The sequence below is a fragment of the Yersinia alsatica genome, from assembly GCF_902170305.1.
GTDB lineage: Bacteria > Pseudomonadota > Gammaproteobacteria > Enterobacterales > Enterobacteriaceae > Yersinia > Yersinia alsatica.
Genome location: NZ_CABHWW010000007.1, coordinates 245100 through 265148 on the forward strand (window position 1 = coordinate 245100; position 20049 = coordinate 265148).

Genomic DNA, 20049 nt, shown 5'->3' on the forward strand with positions numbered 1-20049 from the left:
GAGGGAAATAATATGTCGTTAAATATTGGCGTGATCGGAACGGGTGCTATTGGTCAGGATCATATTCGCCGCTGTAGCAAGGTGTTACAGGGCAGCCGGGTCGTCGCCGTAACCGATATCAATCGCGAACACGCCACCAAAGTTATTCGCGACCTTGGTATCGAAGCAAATGTTTATGCTGATGGCTATGAAGTCATTAATGCGAAAGAAGTGGATGCAGTGTTAGTCACCTCTTGGGGACCAAGCCACGAAGAGTTTGTTCTGGCTGCAGTCGCTGCGGGTAAATATGTTTTTTGTGAAAAACCGTTAGCCGTAACCGCTGAAGGCTGTAAACGCATTGTAGAAGCCGAGGCTGCGCAAGGTAAACGATTGGTTCAAGTCGGGTTTATGCGCCCTTATGATCAAGGCTATCGCGCGCTGAAAGATGTCATTACCAGTGGGAAAATTGGTGATCCATTAATGTTGCATTGCGCTCACCGTAATCCAAGAGTCGGTGAAAACTACACGACAAGCATGGCTATCACGGACACCTTAATTCATGAAATCGATGTACTGCGCTGGCTATTGGATGATGATTACGTTTCCGTACAAGTTGTTTTCCCGCGCAAAGCTAAGCATGCCAAGGCCCATCTGAGAGACCCACAAGTCGTGTTATTTGAAACGGTGAAAGGGACTCGCATTGATGTAGAGATCTTTGTAAATTGCCAATATGGCTATGACATTCAATGTGAGGTGGTCGGGGATATTGGCATAGCAAAATTACCTGAGCCATCTTCAGTATTACTGCGCAGTGAAGCGCGGCTATCACATGAAATTCTTACCGACTGGAAAGATCGCTTTATTGATGCTTACGACGTTGAATTGCAAGCCTTTATCAACGATGTTCTGGCTGAAAAACTCACCGGGCCTTCTGCATGGGATGGCTTTGCTGCTGCGGTTACTGCTGATGCCTGTATTGCGGCGCAAGAAAATGGCGAGATTGTTCCTGTTAGTTTGCCGCAACGACCTGCTTTTTATAATAAATAACATTGGGCTTTGCTTCCTGTGCGCCAGTTATCAAGCTGTCGCATAGCCCTATTTTCTGTTGCCAATCGGGCTGGCCTGCATCTCACGTAAAACCGGGAGCGCTATGAAGATTGCATTTGATGTTGATGTCATTAAAGACCTAGGTATCACTAATATGGTTCGCCAAGTTGCGGAATGGGGATATGACTATATTGAGCAGTCACCGCATCCACAGCTTAACCCGTTTTATAAACATCCCAAGGCGGGCCGTGAAGTTGTTGCTGAATATAAGAAAGCACTAAAAGAAACTGGGGTCGAAATATCGTCTTTCATTGTGGTATATCGCTGGGCCGGGCCACTGGAAGCTCGGCGACAGGCAGCAGTAACCAATTGGAAGAGAATGATTGAAATTGCAGTCGAAATGGGCGTTTCCGTCATCAATACCGAGCTTTCTGGCGATCCAAATGAACCTGAGGTTTGTGAAGAGATGTGGTATCGCTCCATGGAAGAATTATTGCCAATTATTGAGCGGGAAGGAATTCGGGTAGAGATTCAATCTCATCCATGGGATTTTTGCGAAGAGAATAATGAAACCGCAGATTTAGTGAAATCACTGCGCAGCGATAATGTGAAATACCTGTATAGCGTGCCCCATACCTTTTTCTACGATAAAGGCAAAGGGGATGTGGCTGGAATGTTGAAATATGCTGGCGACGATCTTTCACATGTATTGATTGCCGATACGATGAATCACACTAAACATTGCCGATATATTGTGAACCCGCCGGGGGTCGATGCCGTTATTCATCAACATGTGGGTATCGGGGAAGGAGAAGTCGATTTCTCGGCACTGTTCCAAACATTACGCGATATGGATTTTGCTAATCGCACATTTAAAGTCGGCGGTGAATCGATTATTGCGACTTCTCTTTTTGGTTATCCAGAAAAAATGGTGCATCAGGCTGTTGCGACTCGTGAACGCATTGAACGCGAGTTGCTGAGTCAATAACGCAACATAATGACCTGAACATTAAGCACTATTTAAAATAAATATTATTTAGATAAAGGCTATTTCTTGTATTAAAGGACGGGCAATTAATCACCTTTTAATTGTATTCATCTGTATAAATTGGATGTATCGCAGAGGTTTATTATGAATAAAGATCGTGTGAAGTTGGCAATCGCTCCTATTGGTTGGACGAATGACGATATGCCAGATTTAGGCAAAGAAAATACTTTCCAACAATGTATCAGTGAAATGGCACTGGCTGGATTTACCGGCAGTGAAGTTGGCAGTAAATATCCACGAGATCCTAACATACTAAAACCTATGCTTGAACTGCGTGGCATACAAATTTGTAATGCTTGGTTCAGCACATTCTTTGCCGATGACCAGCGCGCAAAAACCATTGATGAATTCACTAATCATATGAATTTCCTCCATGCGATGGGCGCAAAAGTGATTGGTTGCTCCGAACAAAGTAAAAGTATTCAGGGAACGACAAAAGCGGTATTTGAAGAGAAACCTTACTTTACTGACATTGAATGGCAGCGTGTTGCCGATGGCTATAATGAGTTAGCCAAAATCGCGGCCACGAAAGGGATGCAGGTGTGCTTACATCACCATATGGGAACAGGTATCCAAACCAGCGAAGAAATTGATCGCTACATGAGTATGGTTAATGATGATGTTTACCTGCTATTTGATACTGGTCATGCCTATTACTCCGAGGGTAGCCAAAAAGCCATGCTAGCTATTCTAGAGAAATATTTACCGCGTATTAATCATGTCCATCTGAAAGATGTGCGCGATGAGGTTGTCGCAGAAGTTAAGGCCAAAAAGCTTAGTTTCCTTGATGGTGTGAAGAAGGGGACGTTTACCGTGCCTGGAGATGGCGTTATTGACTTCAAGCCGGTGTTTAAGCTGCTGGATGAAAGGGGTTATCAAGGTTGGATGGTGGTTGAAGCAGAGCAAGACCCCGCGATTGCTAACCCATTTGAATATGCAGTGAAAGCTCGGCGTTATATCAAAGAAACGGCGGGTATTTAACTGTCCTCGTTCTTGAGACTGCTAGGTGCTAGGTGCTAGGTGCTAGGTGCTAGGTGCTTTTATTGGCTATCAACCTGCTTACTGAGATATCCCAATAACAGTGGGGGTAGCACTTGTATGCTATCCCCTACTGATTAACTTGATATTTTGATTCGGCCCATATGGTATGCATCAACAAACTGGCCGTCTCGGAAAGCAAAATGTGGGCTGGTACCTTCGATTTCAAAGCCAAATTTACGATACAGAGAGATAGCCGCAGTATTATCGACAAAAACGGTTAGCTCAATACGTTGTATATTCAGCCAGTTATCACATAAATCGATCATGGCTGCCATTAATGCACTACCAACACCTTTCCCACAACAATGCGCATCCACAGCAATACCAAAAGTCGCTACATGGCGGCGACGAGCCCGCTGATTGGCTTCAACAGTTAGCTGACCGACAATTTTCTCATCAATACATGCCACCAGATTATGCATGCCTGCAGGCATCTCTTTGATCTTTTTAGCCCACATCTCTTGTGATGGCAGGGGGAGCTGTAGTGTGTCGCGATAAACCTGTGGATGAGAAAATAGCTGCTGTAAGGCTGGATAATCAGAGGTTTCCACATGACGTATCTGCACATTTTTCATAAACATAACCTTACTCTTACTGTTTGAATTACCTAATAAAATATCAATTTATTTACCGGAGTCAATAATATTGCAAGTGGCTAAAAAAAACACTTTACAAGTGAGAGTGATAATGATTATCATTGTCGTGCTTTCCGATGAGGCATCAAAGTTTAGGTGTTCGCATTATGAAGGCACGACATTGCTCACATTGCTTCCAGTGTTTACTTAGCCAGCCGGGTGCTGGCTTTTTTTTTTGCCTATTCTTCATGATTTACCTTGTCAGGCTTTTGCTTGAAGGCACGTATCTCTCAGAACTCATCATGTTTTCTCTCTCTAATGACTTCAAATTCAAATCATTTGTCTTTTAACTTATCAATTAGTCGAATTTTTTGAACAGAGGAGTGAGTTTTTTGCGCTTTCATATTCTCCAGCGATATCTAGACTAAAGAAAACGTTGAGGAGAACTGAACATGATCTATTTACGCAAAGCAGAAGAACGTGGCCATGCTAATCACGGCTGGCTGGATAGCTGGCATACTTTCTCATTCGCTGATTATTATGACCCTGAATTTATGGGGTTCTCCGCGCTGCGGGTGATTAACGAAGATGTTATCGACGCAGGCCAGGGTTTTGGTACCCATCCACATAAAGATATGGAAATCCTGACTTATGTATTGTCTGGTACTGTTGAGCATCAAGACAGTATGGGTAACAAAGAACAGATTCATGCGGGTGAATTCCAGATCATGAGTGCGGGCACTGGTATCCGCCACTCAGAATATAATGGTCGTGATGATCAGCCGCTGCATCTGTACCAGATTTGGATTATCCCGAATAAGACGGGTTTGGAACCACGCTACGAGCAGCAGATGTTTGATATCCCGCAAGGGCGACAACTTGTGCTATCACCCGATGCTCGTGATGGGTCACTGAAAGTGTTCCAGGACATGACTTTATGGCGCTGGGCACTGAAACGTGAAGAGCAGTCAATTTATCAGATTCAGGCAGAGCGCCGCATCTGGATACAAGTTGTGCGCGGCAATGTGTCTATCAATGGCCACCGTGCAGGCACCAGCGATGCCTTTGCTATCTGGGATGAAGCTGCGCTTTCTATTCATGCAGATGAAGACAGTGAAATCTTGTTGTTTGATTTACCGCCAGTTTAAGTTTGATCGACCTCAGTAAAAAGGGTATGCGCGTCGCGTAATACCCTTTTCTTTGCTAGAATAGCCCATCGTTTACTCTGCCTCAGTTCATTGATAATGAAGAAAAAAAGGCCAGTGCTACAAGATGTTGCCGATATGGTTGGCGTCACTAAAATGACTGTCAGCCGCTATTTGCGCAATCCGGAGCAAGTTTCTGCACTTTTGCAGGAAAAAATTGCACTGGCGTTAGATGAACTTGGCTATATTCCCAATCGTGCTCCCGATATCCTCTCCAATGCGACCAGCCATGCTATTGGCGTCTTATTACCGTCATTAACTAATCAGGTTTTCGCCGAAGTGTTGCGCGGCATTGAGAGTGTGACAGATGCTCATGGTTATCAGACGATGTTGGCGCATTACGGCTATCAGAAAGAGCGCGAAGAGCAGCGTTTGACCTCGTTACTCTCTTATAACATTGATGGTTTGATTCTCTCCGAGCGGCACCACACGGCCCGTACATTGAAAATGATTGAGGTCGCGGGTATTCCTGTTATTGAGCTGATGGATTGCACTTCACCTTGCATTGATTTGGCAGTGGGTTTTAACAACTTCGAAGCAGCGCGACAGATGACTCAGCAAATTATCGCCAAAGGCCATCGATACGTGGTGTATTTTGGCGCGCGTCAGGATGAGCGTACGGTGATTAAGCAGCAAGGTTATGAGCAGGCAATGCGTGAGTCCGGTTTGGAACCCATGAGTGTGATGACCAGCCGCTCCTCATCCTATTCCGCAGGTGCCGAGCTATTGCGCGCGGCACAGGTCAGTTATCCGCAGATCGACAGTATTTTCTGTACCAATGATGACTTGGCAATTGGCGCGGTATTTGAATGTCAGCGTCAGGGGCTATCTATTCCACAGGATATGGCGATAGCCGGTTTCCATGGTCATGATATTGGCCAGTCGATGGTGCCGAAACTGGCCAGTGTGCTGACCCCACGCGAGAGAATGGGGCAAATTGGTGCTGAGCGCTTGCTGGCTCGGTTGCGCGGAGAGGTGGTAACACCCAAGATGGTTGACGTCGGTTTCACCATCCTCCCCGGCGGCAGTATTTAAATCACCGTCGCTAACAGCAAGCAGCCAACTAAGCCGCAGACTGAAATGATGGTTTCCAACACTGACCATGACTTAAAGGTTTCGACAATCGTCAGGTTGAAATACTCCTTGAACAGCCAGAAACCCGGATCGTTGACGTGAGAGAAAATCACGCTACCGGAACCCACGGCAATAACCATCAACTCAGGGCTGGCTCCTGTGGTGGCGATTAACGGTGCGACAATACCGCCGGCAGTAATGGCGGCAACTGTCGCCGAACCCAGAGCGATACGTAACACGGCTGCAATTGACCATGCCATCAGAATTGGTGATAGACCGCTGCTATTCATCATGCTGGCAATGTAGTGGTCAACGCCACTGTCGACTAATACCTGCTTGAAAGCACCGCCACCACCGATAACCAACAGCATCATCGCGATGATTTTTATGGAGTCGGTCACGGTATCCATGACAGATTCCATTGAACGGCCACGGTTTAAGCCAAAGGTGAAAATGGCAATTAACACTGCAATCAGGGTCGCAATTACCGGGTCGCCGAAGAACTCGGCATAAGAGAGAATCGGGTGGCCTTTGGGCAGAATCATTTCAGCCACTGCTCGCAATGCCATCAAAATAACGGGCACCAACGCAGTGCTGACACTGACCCCAAAGCTCGGCATCTCTTCATCGGTGAAAGTTTTTGGGTTGTACAGCCCTTCAGGGACTGGCTTATCAATTCCTTTCAGGAAACGAGCAAATACCGGGCCTGCCAGAATAACTGTCGGGATGGCTAACAACGTCCCATACAGCAAGGTCTTGCCCATATCGGCGTGGAAAATAGTCGCGATGGCGGTTGGGCCGGGGTGAGGTGGCAGGAAACCGTGGGTGACAGACAGCGCGGCGGCCATCGGAACACCTACATACAGTAATGGAATGCGGGCTGAAGCGGCGATGCTGAATACCAGCGGCAACAACAGCACGAAGCCAACTTCATAGAACAGGGCAAAACCGACAGTAAAACCGGTCAGTACCACTGCCCACTGGATGTGTTTTTTACCAAATTTATCAATTAAGGTGGTGGCAATACGTTGTGCGCCACCGCAGTCAGCCAGTAATTTACCGAGCATGGCACCGAAGCCCATAATCAGCGCCAGGCTACCTAGCGTGCCACCAACCCCCGCTTTGATTGAGCCGACCACTTTATCGACAGGCATTCCTTGCATGACACCGACCGCCAGCGCGACCAGTATCAGGGAAATAAATCCGTTGAGTTTGAAACGAATCATCAGTAACAGCAGCATGGCAACGCCAACCGCGACAATGACTAATGGCATAGTATTTCTCCGCTTACTTAGGGTACCCCTGCGCCCTTGAAGCCGTAGGGGGGCATATCGCTTTTAGTTATAGTTTGCAGTCAGCCTTTTCCGGCCAGCGTGATTGCGCGATTGAGTTCTATAATGATGTTCTATCCTTTGTGATAAAAGTCACATCTCCATTTGTTACCGGTATCATGATACCGGTAACATGGTAAAATACGGAACCATAGCGAACAGTAAAATTCCCATTCTGAGATAGAGATCAAAATTATGGCAGGACGTAGCATTATCGTGATGGGTGTATCAGGTAGCGGTAAAACCACTGTAGGAGAAGCAGTGGCTCGGCGAATCCATGCCAAATTTATTGATGGTGATGACCTGCATCCCCGCGCCAATATTCAGAAGATGGGCAGTGGGCATCCGCTAAATGATGAAGATCGGATGCCGTGGCTGGAGCGCCTGAGCGATGCGGCTTATAGCCTGAACCATAAGAATGAAACCGGCATTATTGTCTGTTCTGCGCTGAAACGCCGCTATCGCGACCGCCTGCGGGAAGGCAATCCAGAAATGGTATTTTTATATCTGAAAGGCAGTTTCGATGTGATCATGGGGAGGCTAAAAGCCCGCTCCGGTCATTTCATGCCTACCGACCTATTGAAAAGCCAGTTTGAAGCTCTTGAAGAGCCGGGAGCAGGAGAGCCGGATGTTATCTGTGTGGATATTGATGCAGATATTGATGAGGTGGTCGCGCGGTGTGTTTCGGCATTGGGGAAATAATATTCATTTAGTGATCACTCGTTTCCCGCAGCCTTATATGTTAATCAGCAAAGAGTGCATGCCCGCACTCTTTGTCGGTTAAGGCATTGGAGGTGAAGTCATTGCCAATCTCATGTCAGTCGAACGGCTCAATAAGGCACTAAATGCCCTCGTGAAAATCACTTCATTAAATATGCCCGCACGCCATCCAAAAACATCTGCGTTGATAACATCACCAAAATTAATCCCATCAGCCGTTCTAATGCGCTGACCCCTTTACTGCCAAGCAAACGCAGGAACAGATTCGACATCAATAAAATGGCGGCGGATAAGCCCCAGGCAATCATCAATGCCAGCACCAAGTGGCTGAGTTGATTAGGATACTGATGCGATAGCAGCATCAAGGTGGCCAGAATCGAGGGACCAGCCACTAATGGAATAGCCAACGGAACCAAGAAAGGCTCTTCTCCCGCCGATAATCCGGTCACATTACTTTCAGGGGAGGGGAAAATCATCTTAATGGCGATTAAGAACAAAATGATACCGCCCGATATCGACACGGTTTCCGTGCGGAGATTGAGGAATGCCAGAATCTTTTCCCCGGCGAACAGGAAAATTAGCATCAATATTAGGGCAATAAGCAATTCGCGGATCAATACCACCCGCCGCCGTTTAGGTTCCAGATGCTTGAGCACCGACATGAAAATCGGTAAGTTTCCTAACGGGTCCATAATCAAAAACAGCAACACAGTTGCCGCAATCATCTCTGTCATTTTTACCTCAAAAAGGGTCTAAACGACTGGCGTTTCCGGCCAGTCAAAGTCACATATTAGGAAGATTGCTTTGAATCATTCTGGTATCGAATAATTTAACTTGCCACTTTGTCCATATTTTGTAAGGTGGTATCAGGTCTGTGTTCGTCAGCTTGCCGTCTATAACGTGCAGCGATGCAAGATAGACATCCATTAATCGGTGTCACCTTCCAAGGCAGGGCAGTAAACATGAAAAACGTTGGTTTTATCGGCTGGCGCGGTATGGTCGGCTCAGTCCTCATGCAGCGCATGATTGAAGAACGCGACTTTGACGGCATCCGCCCAGTCTTTTTCTCTACCTCTCAGCATGGTCAAGCTGCTCCGGCTTTCACGGGCCAGCAAGGCACATTACAAGATGCTTATGATATTGATGCGCTGAGTGCATTAGATATTATCATCACTTGCCAAGGGGGAGATTATACCAACGAAATTTATCCAAAGCTGCGAGAAACTGGCTGGCAAGGTTACTGGATTGACGCCGCTTCTTCTCTGCGTATGCGGGATGACGCGATTATTATTCTGGACCCAGTTAACCACAGCGTTATTCAGCAGGGGCTAGATAAAGGTATTAAGACTTTCGCCGGTGGTAACTGTACCGTTAGCCTGATGCTGATGTCACTGGGTGGTTTGTTTGCCAATGATTTGGTTGAATGGGCATCTGTTGCGACCTATCAAGCGGCATCCGGTGGCGGTGCGCGCCATATGCGTGAGTTGCTGACCCAAATGGGCATGCTGCATGCGGGGGTGGCTAAAGAGTTGCAAGACCCGGCTTCTGCCATTCTGGATATCGAACGTAAAGTGACGGCGGCGACCCGCAGCGGCACGTTACCGACTGACAATTTTGGTGTGCCACTGGCCGGCAGCTTGATCCCATGGATCGACAAGGCGCTGGATAACGGCCAGAGCCGTGAAGAATGGAAAGGTCAGGCCGAGACTAATAAAATTCTGAATACTGGCACGGTGATCCCGGTTGATGGCCTGTGTGTTCGTATCGGCGCACTGCGTTGTCATAGCCAGGCTTTCACGCTGAAGCTGAAAAAAGACGTACCATTGCCAGAAATCGAGCAATTACTGGCAACTCACAATGACTGGGTACGTGTTATTCCCAATGACCGCGAGCTGAGCATGCGCGAACTGACGCCAGCGGCAGTCACCGGAACCTTAAATACCCCTGTAGGCCGCTTGCGTAAGCTGAATATGGGGCCAGAATATCTCTCCGCCTTTACCGTCGGTGACCAGCTGCTGTGGGGCGCGGCAGAACCACTGCGCCGTATGCTGCGGATCCTGATGTAATTGGTAATCCAAATAGTGATGATAAAGCCTTGATCTTGTGGTCAGGGCTTTTTTTATTTCATCCATTTACAGCAACTGACTGATATTCAGCTCTTCCATCAAACGATGATTATCTGAATAGTCTACTGGGATGGCGATGACAGCCGGGCCTTGCACATCCATCGCCAGATGTAATTTATGGGTGAGTTCATCGGCGGACTCCACGGCAAAACCGGCTGCGCCAAAGGATTCTGCATACATTTTAAAATCGATGGGGCCAAAGTTGACTCCTGATGGCCGGTGATATTTCTTCTGCTCTTGAATTTCCACCATGTTGTAGCCGTTATCGACCCAAATGATATGCAGCAAATTACTTTTCAGTCGCACTGCGGTCTCCAGCTCCATGCTTGATTGCATAAAGCCCCCATCCCCAGAGACAGAAACCACTTTTTGCTGTGGATTGACCAGTGCCGCCGCAATGGCCCAGGGCAGCGCCACCCCCATAGTCTGCTGACCATTGGACATCAAAATTTGACGGCTACGGAAGCTGTAAAGATAGCGGGCAATCCAGATATGAAAACTCCCCATATCAACACAAAGAGTGACGTCGCTGTTGACGATATCTTGCATGGCTCGTACCAGACGCAGGGGATGAATAGCAAAGCCGCTCATATGGCTGGCCCGGTTAGCCAGATCTCGCCGTTGGCGTGCGCGATCGGCCAGTATCACCTGGGTTTGTGAGGTCAAAATTATCGGGCCGTTTATCAACTCATTAAGGGCATCCACGGTGGCAGCAATATCGCCCAACAGCTCTTTTTCTGGCTGATAAGCTGCATCTATCTCGGCGGGTAAAATATCCATATGTATTAAGGTTGCATGGCCGTTATTCCACAGTGCCGGGTCGTACTCCACCGGGCTGTAGCCGATGGTCATAATCAAATCGGCTTGCTGTAGCAGCTTATCGCCCGCCTGATTATTAAATAATCCTACCCGACCGGCAAAATGGTCGAAATGTGCTTGGTCAACCACCCCTGCGGCTTGATAGGTGCTGGTCACCGGGATTTTACTGTGGCGAAGTAGGCGGCGTATGGCTTGTGCATTTGCCGGTTGGCTTGCCATCAATCCGAGTAGCAAAATGGGGTTTTTAGCTTGATTGAGTAAATTGGCGGCAGCAATGATTTCATCGCGCGGCGCACTGCCACTTTGCGGGCATATTTGACGAATCAGTGCATGGCTGGTGATGGGTTTATTGAGAATATCTTGCGGCAGGCTAACAAAGGCGGCCCCTGGTCGACCAAATTCAGCGGTTCTAAACGCATTGCCCAGCACCTCAGAAAGCGCTGCTGAGGCGGTGACTTCGGCACTAAACTTAGTGACCGGGCGGAAAATACTCACGGTATCCATGCTTTGGTGGGTTATTTTCAGGCTATCAGCTCGTTTGACTGCTCCCCCTAATGCCACCACTGGGTCTCCCTCAGAGGTGGCGGTGGCCAGCCCAGTCACCAGATTGGCACAACCCGGGCCGGATGTGACCAGCGCGACACCGGCTTTACCGGTCAGACGGCCCACGGCACCAGCCATAAAGGCAGCATTGGCTTCGTGACGCACCACGATGGTCTTGATGCTGGAATCTTCCAGTGAATCAAAGACTCGATCGATTTTAGCGCCCGGAATGCCGAAGACCTGCTTCACACCTTGCTGTTCTAAATGATTTACCACCAGATCGGCACCGCATTTCCAGGCCAGAATATTGGGCTCATTCTTCATGATTTTGTGTCCTTTGTATTATCAGCTTAACCATAAGTTATTGTTTATTTAATAATTACAGCTCGTTAGCTCTCTACGGCACGGATGGCATTATTGAGATTCAGAGGGGAGAGGTTGGCTTGGAGAAAATCAGGCTCTTGGGGCAGATCGATAACTAATTTGGCGACGGTACCAAATGTCAGAATGCCGTTTTCCAATTGGAAATCCAGCACATGGCCGCCGCCACTGCGGTCGTCAGTAATAAAATGTTCGTGATAGCCCGCCACATTAATACCTTGGGTGTAGTTCGGGCTACGAAAACCGATAATGGTGCCATTGCAGTGTTCAAACTCGAATGTGGGTTGCTGCGCAATAGCTTCAAGCATCGGCTTATAAGGGCGCTGCTGGCAGGGAACAGTGCGAGTTTCAACATGGCTGAACTTGCCATCAATGCGCAGTGCGCAAAACAGATTATCTGATTCGGCGACGTCATTAATCACGCGGTGAAGTTGTTCGCGACTCATTTTGTGTTCGAAATTGCGTGTTTCTGTCGGCTGGAAAAATGTCATTACTGCAAACGGTGTTTTCTGCTCCGGCTGTGCCGCACGGGCGCTACCATCAGATCGTAATTGATAAATTTTGCTGTTTAATGCAACCAGCTCACCATCAAGATTGTTAAATGTTCCTAATCCAAAGTCGCCATGCTTAAGCAACTCGGCCATAGTGATATGGCCTTCGTAAACGCCACTAATTAGCGCGCTCATGAGTGATGTTTGATAAATTGTGCACTCAGGATGTGTTTCTTTATACGCAATAAAGCTTTCTGCAACCTCTTGAGTACATGAGCAATGTGGTGTGATTGATTGAGACATGTCCTTCTCCATTTACCCGTAACATAAATTATATTTATATATAAGGTTGACGCTGAAAGAACATAAGTACCAATATAGGTATCTCACTTTATTGATATCAAAAATATATGGAATTACGTTATCTTCGATACTTTGTCGCGGTGGCATCTGCTCGGCACTTTACCCGGGCGGCTGAAAAGTTGGGTATCTCTCAGCCGCCGCTCAGTCAGCAAATTCAAAAACTGGAACGAGAAATAGGGGCGCCGCTGCTGCGCCGACTCACTCGCGGTGTTGAACTGACAGAAGCAGGGAAGGCTTTCTATGCCGATGCCTGTCATATATTGACCCTCACGGACGAAGCGACAGAGCGGGCAAAAAGTATTGCGCGAGGAGAAACGGGTCGGTTGCGAGTGGGGTTTGCCAGTTCGACGGCTTTTCAGCCTCTGGTACTGCGGTTACTACATGCTTATCGGGATAAATATCCAGAGGTGATATTGTCACCCAGTGAAGAGACGATGCCGGTATTAATGAGTGATTTGCATAATGAGCACATTGATGTGGCTTTTATCCGCCAGCCCTGTGATGCCAGTAATGAATTTACCTGCAAGGTGCTGGTGGAGGAAGATATGTTGCTGGTACTGCCACATAACCATCCTTTACAGGGTAGCCCGGTCATTAACCTGCAAGCGCTACAGCATGAAAAACTGATTATTTTCCCGCGAGAAGTGGGCCCCGGATTGTTTGATGCCATTATTAGTGCCTGTTATCGCGCAGGATTTCAGCCTACTTTGGGGCAACAATCGCCTCAGATGGTCTCGGCAATTGGGATGGTTTCTGCCGGATTTGGCTTCACTCTGGTTCCTCGCTCCTTGACGGCGATTCAGGCCAATAATGTGACTTATCATGAAATTGACGACAGCCTGTTAAAAACCAAAATTACCTTGGCATGGCGGCGACATGAGCGGTCATCCGCGGTGTTGAATATGGTGAGTATCGCCCGGCGCGGTCAGCCTAGTCTCTGAATGTTAACTCTCACTGGCGGTAATAAACGGTAATTTAATGATTATGCGGGTGAATTCCTCGGCCTTACTTATCACCGTCACGCCATATTCATGGCCATAGCGCACTTTAATCCGCCGATCCACCAGATTCATACCCAGCCCATCGCCATTGGGGCGTGGCTGATATAACCCGGCGTTGTCTTCAACCTCCAGCACCAGCACATTGTCATCTAGCTTGCCATGCAACGTAATTTGTCCATTGCTGAACATCTGCGATATGCCATGTTTTATGGCATTTTCGACCACCGGCTGCAGGGAAAAAGCCGGTAACCGTGCATCCATTAACTCATCGGGCAATGAAATATCGACACTCAGGCGATCAGCAAAACGCGCTTTTTCTATTTCCAGATAAGCATTTACATGCTCAATTTCATCACTCAGCGTGACGACATCGTTGCTGCGTTTGAGGTTTTTGCGGAAGAATGTTGACAGAGAAAGCACCAGTTTACGGGCATGGTCAGGGTTGCGTCGGATCACCACGGATAGCGTATTCAGGGCATTAAACAGGAAATGGGGATTAACCTGCGCGTGGAGTAATTTGATTTCAGATTGTGCCAGTAGCTGCTTTTGTTGTTCAAACTCACCGGCCAAAATCTGGGCCGACAGTAGGTGAGCAATACCTTCACCCAATGTGCGGTTAATACTGGAAAACAATTTACTTTTGGGTTCATACAATTTGATGCTGCCAATCACCCGATGCTCTTCGCCACGTAATGGAATAACCAAGGTCGAACCCAGCTTACAAGTGGGGGAAATTGAGCAGGTATAGGGCACGGCATTGCCGTCGGCGTAGACCACTTGATTGAGTTCAATCGCCCGGTGGGTGTGCTCTGAGGTAATTGCGCTGCCCACCCGATGGTGGTCAGAACCGGTGCCGATAAAGGCGAGCAGCTTCTCGCGGTCAGTAATGGCGACGGCACCAACGCCCAGTTCTTCATACAAGATACGCGCTACCCGCATGCTGTTTTGCTGGTCAAAACCGTACCGAAGTAGCCCCTCCGCTCGTGCAGCAATTTGCAATGCTTTTGCCGAGAATGCGGTGGTGTACTTTTCGAAAATAGCTCGCCGGTCTAATAAAATTCGCATAAACATGGCAGCACCGATGGTGTTAGTGATCATCATCGGCAAGGCAATGTTTTCTACCAGTTCGACAGCCTCGGTGAATGGGCGGGCAACGGCTAGGATAATCAGCATTTGCAGGACTTCAGCCACCAAGGTAATTCCCGCGACAACCAACGGCTGGAACAACAGGTCGAGGCGGTTTCTACGAATCAAATAGCTGTGGAGAAAACCGCCCAATAGCCCTTCAGCCACGGTAGATAACATACAGGCGGTGGCCGTCATTCCGCCCATTGAATAGCGATGTAACCCGCCGGTCAGCCCTACCAAAAAACCAACGGATGGGCCACCTAGCACGCCACCCAGCACTGCACCTATGGCGCGAGTATTCGCGATGGAATCTTCAATGTGCAGACCAAAATAGGTACCCATGATACAAAACATGGAAAACGTGAGGTAGCACACCAGTTTATGGGGCAACCTAATGGTAACCTGCATTAAGGGGATAAAAAGCGGTGTTTTACTCAACAGATAAGCAATAACCAGATACACACACATCTGTTGTAAAAGGGAAAAAATCAGTTCGACCTGGCTAACGCCCATGTTGATAACCACCAGTGCTCATTCTTGCCGCTATTGTACCTACATTCTGTCGCGGAAAATTTTAACTGCCGCCCCTTTTAAGTAAAAAAGGCATGGAGATGGCAAACAGCGGCTCAGTTCCCTATTTTGAGCATTTTTCTCATCATTGATGTAATCGACCCTGGTTTTATGTTTCGACCAAGGGTTTTTCCGCCATTCACGTCCTTTTTGTGCACTATAAATGCCTTTTTTTCTCTGAATCCACGCGAGAAAAAATTTCATTAATCATAAGCCAATTTTTTTGTCACCCATTGACTATGCTTATAGTTTGGATGAGAAAAGTTTGAAGACTGCGCGCTATTACCAGAAAAACGGGTTAAGGCATTAGATCCATTTATTGACCTTGATCATGTCTCGTACATTAAATGGATTGCATGATTAAATGTCGAATTTTGATACTTTTGTTCAAATTTTGTCATAAAATTGTGTTATTAATCAAAGGAAGAAGATATGTCAGTACTTCCCGACCGTCAGGTGATTAATCAAATTATTTCCGGCCATTACGCCGATCCTTTCTCCGTTTTGGGGATGCACCAAACTGCTCAGGGATTGCAAGTCTGTGCACTGCTACCAGATGCCAAAGAGGTCTGGTTGGTCGACAGCAAAACCGGGCGTCATCTGGCTCAATTTACTTGTGAGGATCCGCGTGGCTTTTTTATTGCCAAACTTCCTCGCCGTAAAAACCTATTTCGTTATCAATTAGCCGTTACCTGGCCTGAAAGCACCCAACTTATTGATGATCCTTACCGATTCGGTACGTTGTTGCAGGATATTGATACTTGGTTACTGGCCGAAGGTACTCATTTACGTCCTTATGAACGTTTAGGCGCACATTTGATGAGCCTTGATGATGTTCCGGGCGTGAGTTTTGCCGTTTGGGCCCCGAATGCCCAGCGGGTTTCCGTGGTCGGTGAATTCAACTTTTGGGATGGTCGCCGCCATCCGATGCGATTACGGCGTGAAAATGGTATTTGGGAGCTTTTCTTGCCCGGAGTTCAGGCGGGGCAACTGTATAAGTTTGAAATAATTGACAGCAATGGCCAGGTGCGGCTAAAAGCCGACCCTTATGCCTTTGAAGCTCAGATGCGGCCAGAAACGGCATCATTGGTTAGCCCGTTGCCCGATGTGGTGGAAAATACCCCTAAACGGCAAAAAGCCAATGACTTGCGCTCGCCGGTTTCTATCTATGAAGTGCACCTTGGCTCATGGCGTCGTCATACCGAGAATAACTTCTGGCTCAGTTACAGTGAATTAGCCGACCAACTGGTTGAATATGTTAAATACATGGGCTTTACCCATGTGGAATTACTGCCGATTAACGAGCATCCGTTTGATGGCAGTTGGGGTTACCAGCCGCTGGGGCTATATGCACCGACCCGCCGTTTTGGGACACCGCAGGATTTCAAAGAGTTCGTTGCCAAATTCCATGACGCAGGGATTAACGTCATTCTTGACTGGGTTCCCGGTCATTTCCCTAGTGATGAGCATGGTTTATCGACTTTCGACGGCACTGCTTTGTATGAATATGCTGATCCGCGCGAAGGCTACCATCAAGACTGGAATACCCTGATTTACAACTATGGCCGCAATGAAGTTCGTAACTATTTGGCGGGCAATGCCTTCTATTGGATGGAGCGTTTTGGTATCGATGCCTTGCGCATTGATGCTGTCGCCTCAATGATTTACCGCGATTACAGCCGTGCCGAAGGGCAATGGGTGCCGAACTATTACGGCGGGCGAGAAAATCTGGAGGCCATCGCCTTCTTGCGCTACACCAACCATACCATCGGTGTTGAGCGTCCCGGCGGTGTGACCATGGCTGAGGAGTCTACTGATTTCCCTGGGGTGACATTGCCACCAGATGCTGGCGGATTGGGCTTTAACTACAAATGGAATATGGGCTGGATGCATGACACGCTCAATTACATGCAATGCGACCCCGTTCACCGCAAATATCATCATAATTTAATGACTTTCGGTATGTTGTACGCCTATACCGAGAACTTTATTCTGCCTATTTCTCACGATGAAGTGGTCCATGGTAAGCGCTCGGTACTCGACCGCATGCCGGGAGACGCATGGCAGAAATTTGCTAATTTACGTGCTTATTACGCCTTTATGTGGGCGCATCCGGGCAAGAAATTGCTGTTTATGGGATGTGAATTTGCCCAGGGGCGTGAGTGGAACTTCGATAGCAGTTTGGATTGGCATTTGCTGGATGATGAGAATGGTTGGCACAAAGGGGTGCAGCGGCTGGTGCGCGACCTTAACCATTGCTATCAGAAACATGCGCCATTATACGAGCTGGATTACCAACCTGAAGGCTTTGAGTGGCTGGTGGTTGATGACCATGAAAACTCGGTCTTTGCCTTCCTGCGCCGTGATGCAAAAGGTAACGAGCTGATTGCTATCAGTAATTTCACGCCAGTCCCTCGTTATAACTACCGTGTGGGTATTCCACATGGCGGGCATTATCGTGAAGTTCTGAACTCTGATTCAGAGTTTTATCGTGGCAGTAATCTGGGCAACCAAGGCGGAATTCAGAGCCATCCTGTCGGCAGCCATAATCACGCTCACTCCTTGCTGCTGACCCTACCGCCGCTGGCGACTATTTACTTGTTGCGGGAGGGGTAGGATGACCCGTTTGACCAGTGGCTCCCCGACACCACCCGGTGCTCACTTTGATGGGGCCGGGATAAATTTTACGCTATTTTCGGCTAATGCTGAGCAGGTCGAACTGTGCTTGTTTGATGACAACAACCAAGAGTTGCGCATCCCATTACCCGCCCGTAACGGGGATATCTGGCACGGTTATCTGCCGGGAGGAAAACCGGGGCAGCGCTATGGTTACCGAGTTAGCGGGCCATTTGATCCGCAAAAAGGGCATCGTTTTAATCCTAATAAATTACTGATCGATCCCTGCGCTCACGCGTTAGATCGTAAAGTGAGGGATGACCCAAGTTTGAATGGTGGGGTTAACCAACCCGATGAGCAGGATACTGCTGCCATCGTCCCTAAATGTATTGTGGTGCACGAACAATACGACTGGCAGGGTGATCGTTCACCCGCCATTCCTTGGGGAAATACTGTTATTTATGAAGCCCATGTCCGCGGCTTAACCCAATTACACCCAGATATTCCAGCTGACTTGCGCGGTACTTATGCGGCTCTGGCCCACCCGGTGATGATCAGCTATTTGAAAAAACTGGGTATTACCACGCTGGAACTGCTGCCGGTGCAATTTCATGTTGATGAGCCGCGGTTGCAGAAGATGGGATTGAGTAATTACTGGGGCTATAACGTGTTGGCCCCTTATGCCGTAGATCCGGATTATGCCTCTGGTCGTGAGGGTGTCTCTCCCTTACGAGAATTGCGCGATGCAGTTAAGGCGCTGCATAAAGCGGGTATTGAGGTGATTCTGGATGTGGTGTTCAACCACAGTGCCGAGCTGGATGTTTTTGGCCCGACGCTGTGCCAGCGTGGGATCGACAATGCCAGTTACTACTGGCTTACCCCTGAAGGTGAATACGACAACATGACTGGCTGCGGTAATGCGCTGCGGCTCAGTCAGCCCTATGTGATGCAGTGGGTCATTGAATGCTTACGGCATTGGGTGGATAGCTGCCACATTGATGGTTTCCGTTTTGATTTGGGCACGGTTCTGGGCCGCACTCCGGCTTTTGATCAACATGCGCCCTTTTTTGCCGCACTCGCTGCTGATGAGCGGCTCAGTACCTGCAAAATGATTGCGGAGCCTTGGGATATTGGTTTGGGGGGCTACCAACTGGGTAATTTCCCTACCGGTTTCAGTGAGTGGAATGACCAATATCGCGATGCGATGCGCCGTTTTTGGCTGCGGGATGATTTACGGCTGGGGCAATTCGCCCAGCATTTTGCGGCATCAAGCGGCCTGTTTGAACAACGGGATCGTTCTCCTTCTGCCAGCATCAATCAAATTACCGCTCACGATGGTTTTACTTTGCTGGATTTGCTGTGTTTTAACCAAAAACACAATCAAATCAATGGTGAAGAGAATCGTGATGGCAGCGATAACAATCTTAGTAATAATTTTGGTAGTGAAGGTTTGGTGGCGAATGAAGCTATCTGGCAGCGGCGCAAAGCTTGCCAGCGGGCATTATTAACCACCTTGTTACTCTCACAGGGAACGCCGATGTTACTGGCTGGTGACGAGCATGGTCATAGCCAGCAAGGCAACAACAATGCGTATTGTCAAAATAACATCCTCACCTGGCTTGATTGGGGGAGCGCGGATACTTCATTGATGGCATTTACTGCCGAATTGATTCGGTTACGCCAGCAAATCCCCGCCCTGATTAAAGACACATGGTGGCGGGAAGGTGATGGCAATGTGCAGTGGCTAGATTGTCAGGGGCAAGCGCTGAGTGATACAGCTTGGGAGCAGGGCTGTCAGAAACAACTACAAATCCTGTTATCTCAGCGCTGGTTGGTCGTCATTAATGCGACTGACCAAAGGTGTGAAATGCATTTACCTGTGGGGGAATGGGTGGTGGTTCCTCCTTTTGAGCCGTCAGAGCATACGGAACCGTTAACTGTATGGAACGGATCTGCCTATGCCGTTTGCGTGCTTGCACAGAAATCTTAAG

General features: G+C 48.1%; 16 protein-coding genes. 10 read left to right on the forward strand and 6 right to left on the reverse strand.

Annotated features, from left to right (window positions below):
• The first annotated feature begins 12 nt into the window (after positions 1-12).
• From FTA96_RS02965 to iolE, 3 genes are all read left to right on the forward strand, one after another.
• Complete coding sequence (locus FTA96_RS02965) at positions 13-1026, forward strand: Gfo/Idh/MocA family protein (protein ID WP_050110682.1); 1014 nt, start codon at positions 13-15, stop codon at positions 1024-1026.
• A 103-nt stretch (positions 1027-1129) separates the two neighbouring features.
• Positions 1130-2014 carry a sugar phosphate isomerase/epimerase family protein gene (locus tag FTA96_RS02970; protein WP_050110680.1) on the forward strand — a complete coding sequence of 295 codons (885 nt, stop codon included), beginning with the start codon at positions 1130-1132 and terminating at the stop codon, positions 2012-2014.
• Between the two features lie 144 nt (positions 2015-2158).
• A complete protein-coding gene (gene iolE / locus FTA96_RS02975; RefSeq protein WP_050110677.1) occupies positions 2159-3055 on the forward strand; it encodes a myo-inosose-2 dehydratase in 897 nt (298 codons plus the stop codon).
• Positions 3056-3189: 134 nt separating this feature from the next.
• Here the strand turns inward: iolE and FTA96_RS02980 are convergent, their stop codons facing one another.
• Positions 3190-3690 (reverse strand): GNAT family N-acetyltransferase, encoded by a 501-nt coding sequence (locus FTA96_RS02980; protein ID WP_050110675.1) that lies wholly within the window; start codon positions 3688-3690, stop codon positions 3190-3192.
• A gap of 452 nt (positions 3691-4142) precedes the next feature.
• Here FTA96_RS02980 and FTA96_RS02985 point away from each other — a divergent pair, with 452 nt between their 5' ends.
• Positions 4143-4838 (forward strand): pirin family protein, encoded by a 696-nt coding sequence (locus FTA96_RS02985; protein WP_005174799.1) that lies wholly within the window; start codon positions 4143-4145, stop codon positions 4836-4838.
• Positions 4839-4934: 96 nt separating this feature from the next.
• Positions 4935-5930 carry a gluconate operon transcriptional repressor GntR gene (gene gntR, locus FTA96_RS02990; RefSeq protein WP_050123705.1) on the forward strand — a complete coding sequence of 332 codons (996 nt, stop codon included), beginning with the start codon at positions 4935-4937 and terminating at the stop codon, positions 5928-5930.
• Here the strand turns inward: gntR and gntT are convergent.
• Positions 5927-7243 carry a gluconate transporter gene (gene gntT, locus FTA96_RS02995; protein ID WP_050099519.1) on the reverse strand — a complete coding sequence of 439 codons (1317 nt, stop codon included), beginning with the start codon at positions 7241-7243 and terminating at the stop codon, positions 5927-5929. The genes gntR and gntT overlap by 4 nt on opposite strands.
• A gap of 252 nt (positions 7244-7495) precedes the next feature.
• On the opposite strand from gntT, the gene FTA96_RS03000 reads away from it, so the two are divergent.
• The gene (locus FTA96_RS03000; RefSeq protein ID WP_050135296.1) at positions 7496-8002 is read left to right on the forward strand and encodes a gluconokinase; all 507 of its coding nucleotides are present in this window, start codon (positions 7496-7498) and stop codon (positions 8000-8002) included.
• Positions 8003-8160: 158 nt separating this feature from the next.
• On the opposite strand, the gene FTA96_RS03005 is transcribed toward FTA96_RS03000, so the two are convergent.
• Entirely contained in the window at positions 8161-8754 is a 594-nt protein-coding gene (locus FTA96_RS03005) for a YhgN family NAAT transporter (RefSeq protein WP_032911111.1), read from the reverse strand.
• A 228-nt stretch (positions 8755-8982) separates the two neighbouring features.
• On the opposite strand from FTA96_RS03005, the gene asd reads away from it, so the two are divergent.
• Complete coding sequence (asd, locus tag FTA96_RS03010; RefSeq protein ID WP_050135300.1) at positions 8983-10086, forward strand: aspartate-semialdehyde dehydrogenase; 1104 nt, start codon at positions 8983-8985, stop codon at positions 10084-10086.
• 66 nt (positions 10087-10152) lie between these two features.
• Here asd and alsS read toward each other — a convergent pair whose 3' ends face one another.
• Together alsS and budA are read right to left on the reverse strand one after the other, a co-directional pair.
• Positions 10153-11832, reverse strand: coding sequence for an acetolactate synthase AlsS (gene alsS / locus FTA96_RS03015; protein ID WP_050123706.1), 1680 nt, complete (start codon positions 11830-11832; stop codon positions 10153-10155).
• A gap of 65 nt (positions 11833-11897) precedes the next feature.
• Positions 11898-12683 carry an acetolactate decarboxylase gene (gene budA / locus FTA96_RS03020; RefSeq protein WP_050110662.1) on the reverse strand — a complete coding sequence of 262 codons (786 nt, stop codon included), beginning with the start codon at positions 12681-12683 and terminating at the stop codon, positions 11898-11900.
• Positions 12684-12790: 107 nt separating this feature from the next.
• Here budA and FTA96_RS03025 point away from each other — a divergent pair, with 107 nt between their 5' ends.
• Positions 12791-13684, forward strand: coding sequence for a LysR family transcriptional regulator (locus FTA96_RS03025; RefSeq protein ID WP_050110661.1), 894 nt, complete (start codon positions 12791-12793; stop codon positions 13682-13684).
• 3 nt (positions 13685-13687) lie between these two features.
• Here the strand turns inward: FTA96_RS03025 and FTA96_RS03030 are convergent, their stop codons facing one another.
• Positions 13688-15385 carry a sensor histidine kinase gene (locus FTA96_RS03030; protein ID WP_050110659.1) on the reverse strand — a complete coding sequence of 566 codons (1698 nt, stop codon included), beginning with the start codon at positions 15383-15385 and terminating at the stop codon, positions 13688-13690.
• 489 nt (positions 15386-15874) lie between these two features.
• Between FTA96_RS03030 and glgB the strand changes: the two genes are divergently transcribed.
• Positions 15875-18058 carry a 1,4-alpha-glucan branching protein GlgB gene (gene glgB, locus FTA96_RS03035; protein ID WP_050135304.1) on the forward strand — a complete coding sequence of 728 codons (2184 nt, stop codon included), beginning with the start codon at positions 15875-15877 and terminating at the stop codon, positions 18056-18058.
• A gap of 1 nt (position 18059) precedes the next feature.
• Entirely contained in the window at positions 18060-20048 is a 1989-nt protein-coding gene (gene glgX / locus FTA96_RS03040; RefSeq protein ID WP_050152325.1) for a glycogen debranching protein GlgX, read from the forward strand.
• Position 20049: the final 1 nt, after the last annotated feature.

Bases quoted from the DNA above. Each gene is read 5' to 3' on its own strand.
- FTA96_RS02965 (WP_050110682.1), top strand. From the start codon at position 13: ATGTCGTTAAATATTGGCGTGATCGGAACGGGTGCTATTGGTCAGGAT.
- FTA96_RS02970 (WP_050110680.1), top strand. From the start codon at position 1,130: ATGAAGATTGCATTTGATGTTGATGTCATTAAAGACCTAGGTATCACT.
- iolE (WP_050110677.1), top strand. From the start codon at position 2,159: ATGAATAAAGATCGTGTGAAGTTGGCAATCGCTCCTATTGGTTGGACG.
- FTA96_RS02980 (WP_050110675.1), bottom strand. From the start codon at position 3,690: ATGAAAAATGTGCAGATACGTCATGTGGAAACCTCTGATTATCCAGCC.
- FTA96_RS02985 (WP_005174799.1), top strand. From the start codon at position 4,143: ATGATCTATTTACGCAAAGCAGAAGAACGTGGCCATGCTAATCACGGC.
- gntR (WP_050123705.1), top strand. From the start codon at position 4,935: ATGAAGAAAAAAAGGCCAGTGCTACAAGATGTTGCCGATATGGTTGGC.
- gntT (WP_050099519.1), bottom strand. From the start codon at position 7,243: ATGCCATTAGTCATTGTCGCGGTTGGCGTTGCCATGCTGCTGTTACTG.
- FTA96_RS03000 (WP_050135296.1), top strand. From the start codon at position 7,496: ATGGCAGGACGTAGCATTATCGTGATGGGTGTATCAGGTAGCGGTAAA.
- FTA96_RS03005 (WP_032911111.1), bottom strand. From the start codon at position 8,754: ATGACAGAGATGATTGCGGCAACTGTGTTGCTGTTTTTGATTATGGAC.
- asd (WP_050135300.1), top strand. From the start codon at position 8,983: ATGAAAAACGTTGGTTTTATCGGCTGGCGCGGTATGGTCGGCTCAGTC.
- alsS (WP_050123706.1), bottom strand. From the start codon at position 11,832: ATGAAGAATGAGCCCAATATTCTGGCCTGGAAATGCGGTGCCGATCTG.
- budA (WP_050110662.1), bottom strand. From the start codon at position 12,683: ATGTCTCAATCAATCACACCACATTGCTCATGTACTCAAGAGGTTGCA.
- FTA96_RS03025 (WP_050110661.1), top strand. From the start codon at position 12,791: ATGGAATTACGTTATCTTCGATACTTTGTCGCGGTGGCATCTGCTCGG.
- FTA96_RS03030 (WP_050110659.1), bottom strand. From the start codon at position 15,385: ATGGGCGTTAGCCAGGTCGAACTGATTTTTTCCCTTTTACAACAGATG.
- glgB (WP_050135304.1), top strand. From the start codon at position 15,875: ATGTCAGTACTTCCCGACCGTCAGGTGATTAATCAAATTATTTCCGGC.
- glgX (WP_050152325.1), top strand. From the start codon at position 18,060: ATGACCCGTTTGACCAGTGGCTCCCCGACACCACCCGGTGCTCACTTT.